This is a genomic window from Caballeronia sp. SBC1 (assembly GCF_011493005.1).
In the GTDB taxonomy this organism is placed as follows: Bacteria; Pseudomonadota; Gammaproteobacteria; order Burkholderiales; family Burkholderiaceae; genus Caballeronia.
In genome coordinates this window covers 66705-81627 of sequence record NZ_CP049158.1, presented here as the reverse complement: position 1 = coordinate 81627, position 14923 = coordinate 66705, and the positions used below count along the sequence as shown (strand labels likewise).

At 60.1% G+C, this 14923-nt stretch carries 12 protein-coding genes; 2 read left to right on the top strand and 10 right to left on the bottom strand.

Annotated features, from left to right (window positions below; translation table 11 throughout):
• Positions 1 to 97 precede the first annotated feature (97 nt).
• Positions 98 to 1018: a LysR family transcriptional regulator gene (locus SBC1_RS27260; RefSeq protein ID WP_165101980.1), complete on the top strand. Its 921-nt coding sequence runs from the start codon at positions 98 to 100 to the stop codon at positions 1016 to 1018.
• A 137-nt stretch (positions 1019 to 1155) separates the two neighbouring features.
• Positions 1156 to 2052, top strand: coding sequence for a formyltetrahydrofolate deformylase (gene purU / locus SBC1_RS27255; RefSeq protein WP_165101977.1), 897 nt, complete (start codon positions 1156 to 1158; stop codon positions 2050 to 2052).
• 95 nt (positions 2053 to 2147) lie between these two features.
• On the opposite strand, the gene SBC1_RS27250 is transcribed toward purU, so the two are convergent.
• From SBC1_RS27250 to SBC1_RS27205, 10 genes are all read right to left on the bottom strand, one after another.
• Positions 2148 to 3011, bottom strand: coding sequence for a glycine betaine ABC transporter substrate-binding protein (locus SBC1_RS27250; protein ID WP_165101974.1), 864 nt, complete (start codon positions 3009 to 3011; stop codon positions 2148 to 2150).
• Between the two features lie 142 nt (positions 3012 to 3153).
• On the bottom strand, positions 3154 to 4365 hold the full coding sequence (locus tag SBC1_RS27245; protein WP_165101971.1) for a hybrid-cluster NAD(P)-dependent oxidoreductase: 1212 nt from the start codon (positions 4363 to 4365) through the stop codon (positions 3154 to 3156).
• A 42-nt stretch (positions 4366 to 4407) separates the two neighbouring features.
• Positions 4408 to 5706 carry an SRPBCC family protein gene (locus SBC1_RS27240; protein ID WP_165101968.1) on the bottom strand — a complete coding sequence of 433 codons (1299 nt, stop codon included), beginning with the start codon at positions 5704 to 5706 and terminating at the stop codon, positions 4408 to 4410.
• A 74-nt stretch (positions 5707 to 5780) separates the two neighbouring features.
• A complete protein-coding gene (locus SBC1_RS27235; protein WP_241202391.1) occupies positions 5781 to 6575 on the bottom strand; it encodes an electron transfer flavoprotein subunit beta/FixA family protein in 795 nt (264 codons plus the stop codon).
• A 40-nt stretch (positions 6576 to 6615) separates the two neighbouring features.
• Positions 6616 to 7806, bottom strand: coding sequence for an electron transfer flavoprotein subunit alpha/FixB family protein (locus tag SBC1_RS27230; protein ID WP_165101962.1), 1191 nt, complete (start codon positions 7804 to 7806; stop codon positions 6616 to 6618).
• 3 nt (positions 7807 to 7809) lie between these two features.
• Positions 7810 to 9729 carry a (Fe-S)-binding protein gene (locus tag SBC1_RS27225; protein ID WP_165101959.1) on the bottom strand — a complete coding sequence of 640 codons (1920 nt, stop codon included), beginning with the start codon at positions 9727 to 9729 and terminating at the stop codon, positions 7810 to 7812.
• Positions 9730 to 9731: 2 nt separating this feature from the next.
• Complete coding sequence (locus tag SBC1_RS27220; RefSeq protein ID WP_165101956.1) at positions 9732 to 11795, bottom strand: NADH:flavin oxidoreductase; 2064 nt, start codon at positions 11793 to 11795, stop codon at positions 9732 to 9734.
• A gap of 49 nt (positions 11796 to 11844) precedes the next feature.
• Positions 11845 to 12381 (bottom strand): DUF5943 domain-containing protein, encoded by a 537-nt coding sequence (locus SBC1_RS27215; protein WP_165101953.1) that lies wholly within the window; start codon positions 12379 to 12381, stop codon positions 11845 to 11847.
• A gap of 32 nt (positions 12382 to 12413) precedes the next feature.
• Positions 12414 to 13385 carry a dipeptidase gene (locus tag SBC1_RS27210; protein WP_165101950.1) on the bottom strand — a complete coding sequence of 324 codons (972 nt, stop codon included), beginning with the start codon at positions 13383 to 13385 and terminating at the stop codon, positions 12414 to 12416.
• Positions 13386 to 13412: 27 nt separating this feature from the next.
• Positions 13413 to 14702: a serine hydroxymethyltransferase gene (locus tag SBC1_RS27205; protein ID WP_165101947.1), complete on the bottom strand. Its 1290-nt coding sequence runs from the start codon at positions 14700 to 14702 to the stop codon at positions 13413 to 13415.
• Positions 14703 to 14923: the final 221 nt, after the last annotated feature.

Sequence of the window (14923 nt, the reverse complement as noted above, 5' to 3'; positions counted from 1 at the left end):
GCATTACACGGCGAACGGCCCATGTCGCACACCACTATTGCCGTTCAATTCGCGGCTGTGAAGAGAGCAAAACGTTATGAGCTCATAAGGGGGACTTATGTCGAGACAGGATCGTTTGCCGCCCATGCAGGCGCTGTCGATGTTCGAGTCCGCCGCGCGTCTTGCCAGCTTTACCGCCGCCGCCCGCGAACTGGGCTCCACGCAGCCGGCGGTCAGCCAGCGCGTGGTGCAACTCGAGGAGAACCTGGGCGCGGCGCTGTTTGAGCGCGGGCACCGGGGCGTAACGCTTACCGAGGACGGCGTGCGCCTGTTCGAAGCCGTGCGTCAAAGCCTCGACACCATTCGCATTGCCACCAACGACATTCGGGCGCGCCATGCTGCGCCCGCGCAGCGCTCGCTCAATCTCCTGACCGACTTTGGCTTCGCAACGTATTGGCTGATGCCACGCCTGTCGCAATTCAAGGCGCTGATGCCCGACGTCGACGTAAGGATCACCACCGCGCAAGACGTACTCGCCGCCGATCATGATCACGCGGATATCGTGATCGGTTTTGGTCACGTGGCAACCGACTGGGCCGGACGCGGCACGGTCAAATTGTTTCCCGAGCAGGTCACGCCGGTGTGCAGTCCCGCGTTCCTCGCGCGACACGGCAAGCCCGCCCATCCTTCGGACCTCATCAACCTGCCGCTGCTGCATCTGGAGCCCACAAACCCAGAGCGCTGGCTGTCGTGGCATGGCTGGTTCGCGGCGCACGGGCTGGCGGCGCCGCCTGCGCATCGCGGCATTACATTCAACAGCTATGGCTTCGTCGCGCACGCGGCGATCATGGGCCAAGGGGTGGCGCTGGGCTGGGCGCCCCTGGTGGACGAACTCGTTGCGAGCGGCCAACTGATCCAGTTGTTTGACACACCGGTCACGACGGCCGGCGGATATCTTCTGAATGCGCCACGCGCGCAAACCACCGCCGTCTGTGCATTTCGCGACTGGCTGCTGGCTGAATGCGGCGTGACGGCCTGAAACCCTCCTGAACCGCTTGACGCTCCGATACCAGCGTCACGGCGTTTAGCTTCTAGCCGCCGCCCCATGCAATTTGTTCTACTGCACCGTATGCGCGCTGCGTTCGCGGCGCCGCCATTTGCATAGTGGAGAACCGCATGGCCGGCAGTAACGTCACTAGTAACGTCATTGATCCCCTTTCTCATCAACTCGTACTGACGGTCGCTTGTCCCAGCGCCGCGGGACAAGTCGCCGCCGTGGTCGGCTTCCTCGACCGGCACCAGTGTTACGTCGATGAACTCACCGTCTTCGACGACGACCTCAGCCAGCACTTCTTCGTACGCTGCGTCTTCCACGGAGTGGATCACGATGAAACGTTGGAGATCGCCGCGTTGCAGCAGGAATTCGCGCCTATTGCCGAGCGCTTCTCCATGACGTGGGCGATCCACAACGTGGCTGCGCGACCGAAGGTGCTCATCATGGTGTCGAAGCTCGAGCACTGCCTCGCGGACCTGCTGTTCCGCTGGCGCATGGGCGAACTGAAGATGGATATTGTCGGGATCGGGTCAAACCATCGAGATCTGGAACCGCTTGCCGTGCAGCACGGCTTGCCCTTTCATCACCTCCCTGTCACCGCGGACACCAAGCCGCAACAGGAAGCGCGTCTGCTCGATTTGTTCGAGTCGTCCGGCGCGGAGTTGATGATTCTCGCGCGCTACATGCAGATCCTGTCAGGCGAGACGAGCCGGAAACTGGCCGCGCGTGCGATCAATATCCATCATTCGTTCCTGCCCGGTTTCAAGGGTGCGAAGCCTTATCACCAGGCACATACGCGTGGCGTGAAGCTGATCGGTGCAACGGCACATTTCGTGACCGATGACCTGGATGAAGGTCCGATCATCGAGCAAGTGGTCGAGCGCGTGGATCACTCGTACAAGCCCGAGCGTCTGCTTGCAACAGGACGCGATGTGGAATGCATCACGCTTGCGCGCGCGGTGAAGGCGTTCATTGAACGGCGCGTGTTTATCAATGGCGACCGTACGGTGGTGCTGTGATCAGCGTTTAAAATCAGTCTCTGAAATTGTGCTTGGAAACGAAACAACGCCGCTAAAAAGCGGCGTTGTTTCGTTGAAGCTAAAGCTAAGGACCCTTAATTAGCAGTCCAGCTCGACACGCGATCTCCATGCGCGCTCACCCACGCATCCGCAGCAGCGGCCGGCTTGGCGCCGTTGGTGGTTGCCAGCATCACGCTGTCAATTTCACCCGGTTTCCATTGGAACTTCTTCAGGAAAGCGACCACTGTAGGCGCCTTCTTCTCGAGTTCCGGGTTGATCACGCTGTCCACGTGCTCGGCTTCACCGAACACCTTCTTCGGATCTTCCAGGAATTTCAGCTTGTACTTCGCGAACATCCAGTGCGGCTTCCAGCCCGTCACAATGATCGGCTTCTTCGCGTTTTCCGAACGCGCCAGTTCCGCCGTCATTGCACTGCCCGAACTCGGCATCAAGGTGTAGTCGAGACCATATGCCTTGATCGCTTCGCTCGTCTTCGACATCACGCCGGCACCTGCATCGATACCAACAATACGCCCGCCGAACTCGGCCTTCTTCGCTTCGAGATCCGCCAGGCTTGTCACGTCTGCATCTTCCGGCACAATCAAGCCGATCTTCGCGTCAGGGAAGTTGGTGCCGAGATCGACCACCTTTGACTTGAAGTTTTCCCAATACGCACCGTGCGTGACCGGCAACCACGCCGACAAGGTAGCGTCAAGGTCACCGCGCGCCACGCCCTGCCACATCACGCCGGCCGCGACCGGCACGAGTTGCACGGGATAACCCAGCTTCTTCTCGATGACCTGAGCCGCCACGTTCGACGTCGCCACGCTGTCGTCCCAGCCTTCCACGTAACCGATCTTGATGGTCGGTTTCGCGTCGGCGGCAATCACACCCGCGCTGGTTGCAGCCAGCGCAGCACTTAACGTGCTCAAAACAAGCAGTTTCTTGATCAGTCTCATTGTCGTACTCCCCTTTGCGGTCCACACCATTGAGGCTTTAGAATCACCGGCCAGAAATACGCTGACTGGTTTTTTTTCGACACCCAGTTGTCTGGATGCGACCTCGTTTTATCCGGCTGCGTCGCCGGCCCTGATGAATACCCTACTTATCGACGACAAGATCCGTCAGCGGCTTGCTGCAACACAGCAGAACCATGCCTTGATCAATCTCGCGCTGTCGAATGCCGCCGTTGTGGTTCATCTCGACTTCGCCGGAGAGCAACTTGACCTTGCAGGTGCCACACATGCCTTGCGTACACGATGCCGGCAAGCGCACCCCCGATTTCTTGGCCGCGTCCAGCACATGCTGCGTGCTTGCGCACTCGATCTCACGATTACTCTTGGCAAAGCTGACCTTGAACGTGGTCTCTACAGGCGCGAGCGTGATTTCAGGTGAGAGGTCAAAGCCAACAGCGCTTTCCCGCATCTCTGCGAACGTCTCGGTGGACTGCAATGCATCGGCTACATGAGCAGTCGTCAGTTGCGCTGCAACTTCTGCGATCGTCTCAAAGGAGAAGCTTTCCTCGTGATAATGCTTAATGTCGAAACCGCCCTCCGCGAGCAGATTGCGCACTGCTTTCATGTAGGGCGCAGGACCGCAGGTAAAGATTTCCCGTTCGAGAAAATCCGGCGCAATCAGCTTGAGCAAAGGCAATGTGAGGAACCCCGTCACGCCGGGCCAGTTCGTCCGCGCGCCGACTCGTTCGCACACGAACGCCGTGCGAAAATTCGTCTGGTTCGATGCAATCAGATCGAGCTCACGCGCGAAGATGATGTCGTCAGGCGTGCGCGCGCTGTGCACGAACACGATGTCGCGATCCTCGCCAAGTTCGTGATGCGCACGGCTCATGGACATCAACGGCGTGACACCCGATCCCGCCGATAAAAACAGGAACTTGCGCGCCGGATGCCGCGCGCAGGTGAATTCGCCAGCAGGTCCAAGCACGCGAACCTTGCCGCCCGTCTGCAGATTGTCATGCAGCCAGTTCGACACCTTGCCGCCCGGCACGCGCTTCACCGTGATGGAAATGGTGTGCGGACGCGTAGGCGGCGAGGAGATTGTGTAGCAGCGATTGATCGATTCGCCGTCTATCTCCAGCTCCAGCGTAATGAACTGCCCCGGCTCGAAAACGAAGGTCCGCTCACCCGGCGCACGAAAGAAAAAGCTCTTTACGTCGTGCGTTTCCTGCCGAACGTGGCAGCAGACGAGCGTCTCGTCGGTGTCGCTATCCCAACGGGTGGGAAGCGTGCCCCAGAACTCGGGCTGGGTCACTCGGTTCGGGGCAGGCTCGAACGTCGCCTGATCGCGCATCATCTTTTTCTCCGCTATGGCTTTGAGTGCGACGCTGTTTGTCGGTCAGCGCTTGAACGACACGACTTTCTCGCCGTGCGCGCTCACGCTCGCTTCATCCGGCGTATTCGCATAATCGTCGAGCCGCCCGATATACCATTCGCAGAATTTCTCCACGAGGCCTTCCGTGAACGGCGAATACGGACCTGGCTCATACGCGCTGCTCGTCACGCCGAGTTGCGAGAATTCCACCAATGCACGGTCCTGGTCGTTGGTCGCGCGCCAGACGGCGGTGAGGTTGTCGACGTTGTAGTCAATGCCTTCCTTCGCGTCCTTGTGCACGAGCCATTTAGTGCGAACAAGCGTTTCGCCGGCCGACAGCGGAATCACCGAGAAGCTCACAATGTGATCGCTCATGAAGTGATGCCACGAATTCGGCTGCGTCCAGAATGAGAGACCGCCGAGATCGGCTTGCTGGAAACCGCCAAGCAATTTCTTCGATGCCACCTTGGCGTCCATCGTCTGCGACTCGCCGCTGCGATCGAGCGGCAAACGTTGCGTGCGAAACCCGCTGACAAGGTCCGCCAGCCGGTCGATTTCCTTCGACGGCAGGTTCATCGCTTCCCATTGCTTCGTGCGTTCTTCAACGGTCTTGTCGAAGGCAGCCATGGCTTCTTCGTTGTCCGCGGAACGCTGATAACCGAAGCCATATTCGTAGAGCGAGATGGTCAGTTCCGGATGGTTCGCGACGCAGTGATAGCACTCGCGATTGTTCTCCATCGTAAGCTTCCAGTTGCCCTTTTCGATGATGTCGATGGTCGCGGCTATCTTGCAGTCGGCAAGGCCGTGCGGCAGCAGGTACGGTTCCATCGAAGCGCGCAATACCGCGAAATCCGCGGGCGGTGTTTCGGCGAGACACACAAAAATCAGGCCCGCGAGGTTTTCGAGGTGGACCTTCTTGAGGCTGTGCTTGCACTTGTCGAACTGCTCGCCCATGTGCTCGGCGAACATCAGGTCGCCGTTCAGGTTGTAGGTCCAGCTGTGATACGGGCACACGATATTGCCAAGCGAACCCTTTTCCGAGCTGCACAGGCGTGCACCGCGATGCCGGCAGACGTTATGGAACGCGCGGATCTGCATGTCGTCGTCGCGCACGATCAGGATGGAATCGTCGCCGAGTTCCACTGTCATGTAGTCGCCCGCTTCCGGTACGTCCGGTTCGACCGCGACCTGGATCCAGTGCCGCCGGAAGATCGCATCCATGTCCAGCGCGTGGATTTCCTCGCTCGCGTAGAACGGCGCTTCCAGCGTGTGACCCTTCTTGCGGCGTTCGATCATTGCGCGAACGTCTGCGGAAACTTTCATCGTGTGCTCCGTGTTTTGGTGCCCCGCCTGACCTTGAACGTGCGGGAATCGTGCGGGAATTTTCGTGTCGCAAATCAGTAATCGACGAGTTGATGCTCGCGCAAATACGCCAGGATCACTTGTGCTTTTTCGACGGAACTCCCTTCAATTACGACGCTGCCGCCGCGGCTTTCCGTGGTCGTGGCCGAGAGCATGCGCGCGTGGCCCGAACGCTTTTCCGCGGCCGCCAGACGCACGGGTTTTGCCGTCGCGGGCTTGATCGACCAGGGAAGGCTTGCGGCGGCATTAGCGGCGCTCACCAGCACCGGTTCGATGGCGCCTTCGCGCAGTTTTGCGTACGCGTATCGCGGCGTGGCGTTGGCCATGGGATGCACCGCGACCAGTGCGGGCAAGGTTGCCTGCACGCGGCGGCGCAACCCTTTCGGCAGGAATTGCCGAACGGTGACTTGTCCCGCTTCAATGTCGATATCCACCGCCGATGCAAGCAGCGCGAAGCCCATGGCATCGGCGAGTTGGTACGGCAGCATGCCGCTGTCTTCCGTGCCTTCCGCACGCGTGCCGGTCAGCACGAGGTCGTAACCCTTTAAGCGCGCGCTGAGTGCCGGCGCGATTTCATCGCCAACGGCCACGGCCAGCACTTCCACCTTTGCCGCGCCCAACGCGAGATATTCGCGCAATGCGGGATTGGTTGGATCGCCCGCGTGCAACACGTCGAGCGTCGCCTGGTGTTGGGTGGCGAGCCGCTTTGCCAGCGTCAGCGCGGCGGCGTCGTTGCGGCTGTAGCGCGCGGTCCCGCTCACCGGATGACGGCCGACCGAGACGAGGACGGCGATCTTGCTTACGCGCTTCGTGGCGGATGCATTACTCAAGTTACTCAATTGAATACTCCCCGAGCGTTCTTGATGAGATTCATGCGAGCGCTCCTTCCAGCTTCGCTGTGCTCGAGGCTGTGCCGCCAGATGTTGTTGGTGAGCCCGTGTTTGCACGCGCGTTACGCGCAGCCGCGGCGGCATCGGTCAACGCGGCGATCGTTTCCTGCGCGTCGCCGATGATCGTCAGGTTCGCCCGTTTTGCGATCGGCGCGCTCGCGTCCAGGTTCACCGCAATCACGTGGCGGCAGTCCTTGATGCCCTGCAAGTGCTGCACTGCGCCGGAGATACCGAATGCAATGTAGATGCTTGCATCCACCGTCTTGCCGGTTGCGCCGATCTGCTTGTCGCGCGGGAACTTGCCATCGTCGACGGCTACGCGGCTTGCACCGATTGCAGCGCCTACGGTGCTGGCGAGCCGCTCGAACGCCGGAATATCAGTCACGCCATTACCGGCCGACACGATGAAATCCGCCTCTTCCAACGCCACTTGCGCGGCATCTATTTCTTCGATGCCCAGGTCTTTATACGGACTCGTCGCCTGCGGGCGGCCTTCGACGAAGAACTGCTCCGCCGCAACCCGCTCGCCTGCGCCGACAAATGCCAATCTTGCATCGACGGCATTCGGGGCTAGCAAGACCACATCGGGAAGCGAACGCACGGCAAACGCCTTGCGCGCTTGCGTATAAACCGCTACGTGCGCGGCGTCTATTTCAACCACGTGCGTCGCCACCGATGCCTTCGCTTGCGCCGCGTATCGGCGGCCGAGATCGCCGTCGCCCGTCGCGTTATCGGGAAGGAAAACGTGCGCCGGCGAATACGCCGCGACGCACGCGGCAAGCGCGTCCAACGCGGTATCGGGTGCGAATGCGCGACGATCGAACGCCGGCATCTCGATCACCTTGTCCGCGCCAAGCACAGCCGCGTCGTCCTTCAATTCGCCAAGGACAAGCAATACGACTTGGGTTGTCGAGTCCGCGAGTAACGCCGCTGCTGCGAGAGTTTGCCGTGCGTGGTCATCCAGCGAACCACGATCGCTGTGAGCGGCCACGAGCAATGAGCGTTGCGCTGTGGCCGTCGTACGACGCGGCTTCGCCTGTTCACGATGTGCGCCTGGCGCAGCAGCCTGAACGTCTCCCGCCACGCCGACAAAACCCAGCGTAATGCGCTTGAGCCCTTCAGCCGTGATGGAAAACGGCCGGCGCGGATCAATTCGTTTGATGGTGTGCATTGCTTACTCCAGCGCCGCTGCAACGAGTTCAGCCACGTCCAGCACTTCCGGCCGAGCACCTACTACGCCTTCCAGCATCGCCGTGCAGTTCGGGCATCCGACCGCGACTATCTCAGCGTTGACCGCGCGAGCGTCGTTGATACGGATGTCAGGAATACGCTGCTTGCCGGGGATATCCGTGAGCGGCGCACCACCGCCACCGCCGCAGCATCGTCCGCGCATGCCGTTACGCTCCATCTCGACCACCTTGATGCCGATCGATTTAAGCAGCTTGCGCGGTGCTTCCGTTTCGCCGTTGTATCGACCGAGATAGCACGGGTCGTGATACGTAACCGTCTTGCCGGCGGAGAGCGCGCTTTCAGCAGCGGGCGTGAGCTTGCCACTGGCGACCAGCTCCGCGATCAATGACGTGTGATGCTGCACTTCATACAGGCCGCCCAGCGCACGATACTCATTGCGCAGGCTATGCATCACGTGCGGATCGGCGGTGACGATCTTCTTGAACGAATACTTCGAGAGCGTCGCGATAAGTTGCGTCGCCAGTTGCTGGAACGTGGCTTCATCGCCAAGACGACGCGCCGTATCCCCGGTATCCGTTTCCACGCCGCCAAGCACCGCATAGTCGACACCGGCCTTGTTCAGCACTTTGACCAGCGCGCGCAGGGAGCGCTGGTAGCGCATGTCGAATGCACCTTCGCCCGCAATGAGCAGCACGTCTACCGGACGTCCCGGCTGCGCGACCTGCACTTGCAGATCGACAGCCCAGTCGTAGCGCGCGCCGATATCGAAGCCATTCGCGCTACCCGTCTCACGCAGGTTCGCGAGCGTTTCGGGACCCTTGCCCGGTACGATACCTTCGACCAGCGTCTGGTTACGCCGCATATCAACAATGGCGTCCACATGCTCGATCAGCATCGGGCACTCTTGAACGCATGCCCGGCAAGTGGTGCATGACCAGATCGTGTCCGCTTCGATCATCGTGGAAATCAGCGGCTTCGACGGTGCGCCTGAATGCTTACCGAGTGGGATTCCGGGCGTCGGGCTGCCGGCATACGCAGCGTCCGTACCGCCGACCATACCCGTCACCAGATCCTGGATCAGCTTCTTCGGATTCAGCGGCTGACCCGCTGCGAACGCGGGACATGCCGCTTCGCATTTGCCGCATTGCACGCAGGCATCGAAGCTCAGTAGTTGATTCCAGCGAAACTCCACCGGCTTGCCAACGCCATATTCCTTCGCGTCCAGCACAGGCATCTTGAGGGCTGTCGGCGGCACAACATCGTTCTCGTGGCTGCGCCCCGTGAAACGCTCTTGCCGGGGATGAAACGCGAGATGCAGCAAGCCTGCGAGCGCATGTTTCATCGGACCGCCGCGGGCCGCGCCGAAGGTCATCGTGAAAGCACCCGCGGCAATCAGCAACGCGACGATGATCGCCAATGCGCCGGACATTGCTGCAGCGGGCAACACGATGAACAGCACAAGCCCAAGCGCGAACGAACCCAGCAGCAGCGGCAAGCTGTCCCACGGACCACGGGACAAACGCGCCGGTACTGCCTTCGCTCCATGCCGGCGACGCCACACGAACACCGCGCCGACGAGCATCACGAGCGCTGCAAGGAAGATCAGCTTGTCGAGCCATGGCGAATAGATAGCCAGACCGTAGTTGAGGAACACGAGCGCCATGGCTGCAATCGCGCCGCCGGCTGTAGCCACGTGCGTCTTCGCAATGTACGGATCGCGTGCGACCACATGATGCAGATCGACGAAATAGCGCTTCGGGATCGACAGCAAATTGCTCCAGCCGTATGCACCCGCAGCCGTCGCGCGGCCTTCACGCCAATACGCCGCACGCTTGAACAGTGCAAATGCCAGACCCGCCGCCGACAACCACAACAACGCGGTAATGACAAATACCGGGCTCATTATCAGAAGTCCTTGACGAGGCGCAGCGCATCGTAGATCGCGCCGTGAATGTTGTGCATGGAGATGCAGTCGCCAACGCGGAACAGCAGGAAGCGGCCGTTGCCCAGCTCTTCACTCAACGAAGGTTGCGGCTCGGAGGCGAACAGCTTGTGCACATCGATCTGACCGCGATTCAACGACTCCGGCTTGAGCTGCCAGTAGAGCTCGTCGTTTGGCGTGATGCCGTTCTCGATCACCACCTGATCGACCGCGCGCTCCTCCTGCTCCTCCGTGTACTCATTGCGGATCACAGCGATCTTCTTGCCGTCTTCCTCATACACCTTGTCGAGCCAGTAGTTCGGCGTGGAGATCACGCCTTGCGCATACAGACGTCGATAGAAAATCGGGAAGGTCGTGCCGCCCACATCGTCGGAAACCTTGACGTCGGGCGTCACGATCTCGACGTTGCCACCGCGGCTCGCGATGAAGTCCGCTACGCCCGCGCCTGCATGCGTGCTGACGCCGTCATAGACCAGTACGTTCTTGCCCGGCTCGACCTTGCCCGAGAGGATGTCCCACGAACTAACAGCAAGACCCTCTGCGACGCCCCACGCCGGCACTTGCTGCGTGAACGATGAACCGCCCGTAGCCAGCACGACAATGTCCGGCTTTTCCGCCATGATCATCTTGTCATCGGCGGCAACGCCCAGACGACGATCCACACCGAGGCGCTTCGTTTCCATGTCGAACCAGCGCACGATGCCCGCCATCTGCTCACGCTGCGGCGCCTTGGCCGCCAGCATGATCTGTCCGCCCACATAATCGTTCTTCTCGAACAATACGACGTCATGCCCCCGCGATTTCGCCACGCGTGCGGCTTCAAGTCCCGCAGGACCCGCACCGACAACCACGACCTTGCGCTTCGGTCCACGCGATTTTTCGATCACGTGCGGCATGGTCTCCTCGCGTGATGTCGCCGCGTTCTGCACGCACAGCACGTCGAGACCGTTGTACTGCCGGTCGATACAATAATTCGCGCCCACGCACTGCTTGATCTCGTCTTCGCGGCCATCGCGGATCTTGATGACCATGTGCGGATCGGCGATCTGCGCGCGCGTCATGCCAACCAGATCGATCATGCCGGACTCCAGCAAGCGCTCGGCCTGCCCGGCGTCCCGAATACTTTGCGCATGCATCACCGGCAGCTTCACCACCGACTTGATGCCAGCCGCGAGGTGCACGAACGGTTCGGGCGGCAACGCCATCGGCGGCATGCAGTTCGCGAGCGTGTTGTGCGTGTCTGCACCGGACCCAATCACGCCGATGTAGTCAATCAGGCCCGACTCCGACATCGACTGCGCGATCTCTTTCAACTGCGTGTGATCGAGACCGTCTTCATGAAATTCGTCGCCGCACATACGCAGCCCGACGCAGAAATCCGGACCCACCGCTTCACGCACGGCCTTGAGCACTTCGTTACCAAAACGAAGGCGGTTTTCAAGTGAACCGCCCCATTCATCGGTACGAAAATTCGTGCGCGGACTCCAGAACTGGTCAATCAAATGCTGATGCGCGGCGGATATTTCGACGCCATCCATGCCCGCATCTTTCACGCGCTTGGCAGCCGCCGCGAAGTCGGAAATGATGCGCTTGATTTCTTCCACTTCAATGATCTTCGCGTTGCCGCGATGCACCGGCTCACGCACGCCGGACGGCGACATCAAATGCGGCCAGTGTTCGCCGTGATACGCGGTGCGACGGCCCATGTGGGTCGCCTGGATCATGATCTTCGCGCCATGCTTGTGCATGGCTTCGGCGAGACGTGAGAGCGGATCGATGACCTTGTCGGTCGCAAGATTCACCGACTTCCACCATCCTTGAGGACTGTCGATAGACACCGGGCTCGATCCCCCGCACACGGCGAGGCCCACGCCGCCCTTGGCCTTTTCTTCGTAATAACGGATATACCGATCCCCGGGCAAACCGCCCGGCTCCGCGTAGACCTCCGCGTGCGCGGTGCTGACAATGCGATTGCGCAAGGTCAGCTTGTTCAGCGTAAGAGGCTTGAAAAGGTTGGGGTAACGCATCGCGGTCGACCTCGGATTTATCTATGTACTACGCAGCTTTATGACTCGTTCACGCTGCCAGCGGCGTCACTTCGAACACGCAATGCGAATGACCTTCGGCCGCGCATTGCGTCTCGACTGAAAACGACTTCGGGCCCTTCTTCGTGCCTTCCGGTGCGGTGTCGTTGACCCAGTCCATTGCGCCTGCAAACCAGCCGGCGAACATGTAGCAAAGCTTGCCTTCCTTGCCCGGCTGCGCCAGCACGAAGGACGAGTTATGCAGATGCACCGTTGCCGTTGATGCAGCCGGGTCGCTTTTCACGATTGAGAACAAACCCCAGCCGCGTTGCGACAAGCGCTTCAGGTAATGTTCAAACACGGCCATGCCGCTGATCCCGTGCTGCTTCGCTTCTTTATCGCACCAGTGATACGCCGACTTGTGGCCCGCCGTATAAAGGCTCTTCGCGTACACGTCGCGGCCGAGAGCTTCTTCAACCGCCAGATGGTTGTTCGTGAAGAAGTGGCGCGGTACATACAGCATGGGCAGCGAGTCGGTCGTCCAGACGCCGGTTTCCGGATCAACGTCAATAGGCAGTTGCGGTTGCATCGTGTGGGTTCCTTTTTATTGGGTGAGCCGGGTCAGACGTTCCAGACGCTGTCGAACACGCGCACCCAGTTCTCGCCCATGATCTTCTTGATGCGCGACTCGCTCCAGCCGGCGCGTTCCATCGCGGCGGTCAGGTTCGGGAATTCTCCGATCGTTCGGATTCCTTCTGGATTCACGACCTTGCCGAAATTCGTCAGTTGACGATAACGACCCTTGTCGTGCGTGATCCAGTCAAAGAATTCCGTGCTGTAACCCTGCGTGAAGTCCGTGCCAATGCCCACGTTGTCTTCGCCGATCAGGCCGACCACGTATTCAATGGCCTCAAGATAATCTTCGACCGTCGCATCTGGGCCGCGCTTGAGGAACGGCGCGAACATCGTCACGCCGACAAAACCGCCTGCATCGGCAATTTCTTTAAGCTGCTCATCGGACTTGTTGCGCGGATGTTCCTTCAGGCCCGAAGGACAGCAATGCGAATAACACACCGGCTTCTTCGAGAAGGCAATAGCTTCGGAAGACGTCGTGCCGCCCACATGCGACAGGTCGACCATGATGCCCACGCGATTCATTTCCTGGATCACTTCGCGGCCGAAACCCGAGAGACCGCCATCGCGCTCATAGCAACCGGTGCCCACGAGGTTCTGCGTGTTGTAGCAAAGCTGCACGACGTTCACGCCAAGCTGCTTGAATGTTTCGATGTAACCGAGGTTGTCTTCGAATGCGTGCGCGTTCTGGAAACCGAAAATGATGCCCGTCTTGTTCTCTTTCTTCGCGCGGCGAATGTCGTCCGTCGTGCGCACGAGCGTGAGAATGTCGCTGTGCTCGCGGAGCATTTGACGCATTTCAGCGATGTTATCTACGGTCTTCTGAAAGCTCTCCCAGACCGATACCGTGCAGTTCACCGCGGTCACGCCGCCCTTTCTCATGTCTTCGAATACCGACGGCTCGAACTTCGAAATGTTCAGGCCGTCGATGATGATGCTGCTGTCGTGAAGTGTGCTCATCTCATGCTCCGGAAAAGGAGGGCGTAATCAATAAATGGGGAAGCGCTCGCACAGCGCGAAGATTTCGCTGCGCACGCGGTGTTCGGTTTCGGCATGACCGTCCGGGTGATCGCGCAGTGCGTCGAACACTTCCACAATCAGGCGGCCGATGTCACGGAACTCTGCCACGCCAAAACCGCGCGTGGTGCCAGCCGGCGTGCCGAGGCGCACGCCTGAGGTGACCGTGGGCTTTTCCGGATCGAACGGGATTCCATTCTTGTTGCAGGTGATGCCGGCGCGTTCCAGCGCGTGCTCGACCTGGTTGCCCTTCAAACCCTTCGGACGCAGATCGACGAGCAGCAAGTGGTTGTCCGTACCGCCCGTCACGAGATCAACACCGCCTGCCTTCAGCACTTCGCCCAGCGCCTTCGCGTTGGCCAGCACGTTATCGATGTAAGTCTTGAAACCGGGCTGCAGCGCCTCGCCGAAGGCCACGGCCTTACCAGCGATCACATGCATCAGCGGGCCGCCCTGGAGGCCTGGGAACACCGCTGAATTGATCTTCTTCGCGATGTCCTCGTCATTAGTCAGTACAAAACCACCGCGTGGGCCACGCAACGTCTTGTGCGTGGTGGATGTCACCACATGCGCATGCTCGACCGGGTTTTGATGCCGCCCTGCGGCGATCACACCGGCAATGTGCGCCATGTCGACCATCAGCTTCGAACCTGCCTTATCCGCAATGGCACGCAGACGCGCAAAGTCCAGCTCGCGCGGATAAGCCGAGAACCCCGCGATCAGCAACGTCGGCTTGTGCTGCATTGCGAGTTCTTCGATCTGCTCGTAATCGATCAGCATCGTCTCGCGGTTCACGCCGTACTGGATCGCGTTGAACCACTTGCCGGAAAGTGCCGGCTTAGCGCCATGCGTCAGGTGACCGCCTGCATCGAGCGACATGCCGAGCACGGTGTCGCCGGGTTTCGTCAGCGCGAGCATCACGGCGCCGTTCGCTTGCGCGCCCGAGTGCGGCTGCACGTTGGCGAACTGCGCGTTGAAGATCTCCTTTACGCGATCGATCGCGAGGGTTTCGATTTCATCGACGAATTCGCAGCCGCCGTAATACCGCTTGCCCGGATAACCTTCCGCATATTTATTCGTCAGCACTGAACCCTGCGCTTCAAGAACGGCGCGCGAGACAATGTTCTCCGACGCGATCAGTTCGATCTGCGACTGCTGGCGTTCCAGCTCTTTCAGGATGGCGCTGCGCACGGGCGCGTCGCGGGTGGCAAGCGGTTCTTCGAAGAACGGGGCGGCGGGGCGAGTCGAGGAATTTGACATTGAAGCATCCGTGGGTTCGGGGACAAGTCGTTTTTTGAAAGGCGGTTTGCTTCGTGGGCCAGCATGCAAAGGCACTTGAAACCACGCTCGGAACCGCTTTCCGATGCGTCTATTCTTGACTTTCACCCCACACGCCAATTTATGAATTTAGACGTGTTCTTGGCCTTTTCCGACATACGCGTCCGTTTTACACAAGTCGCTAAGGGTTACCTCTGCACACC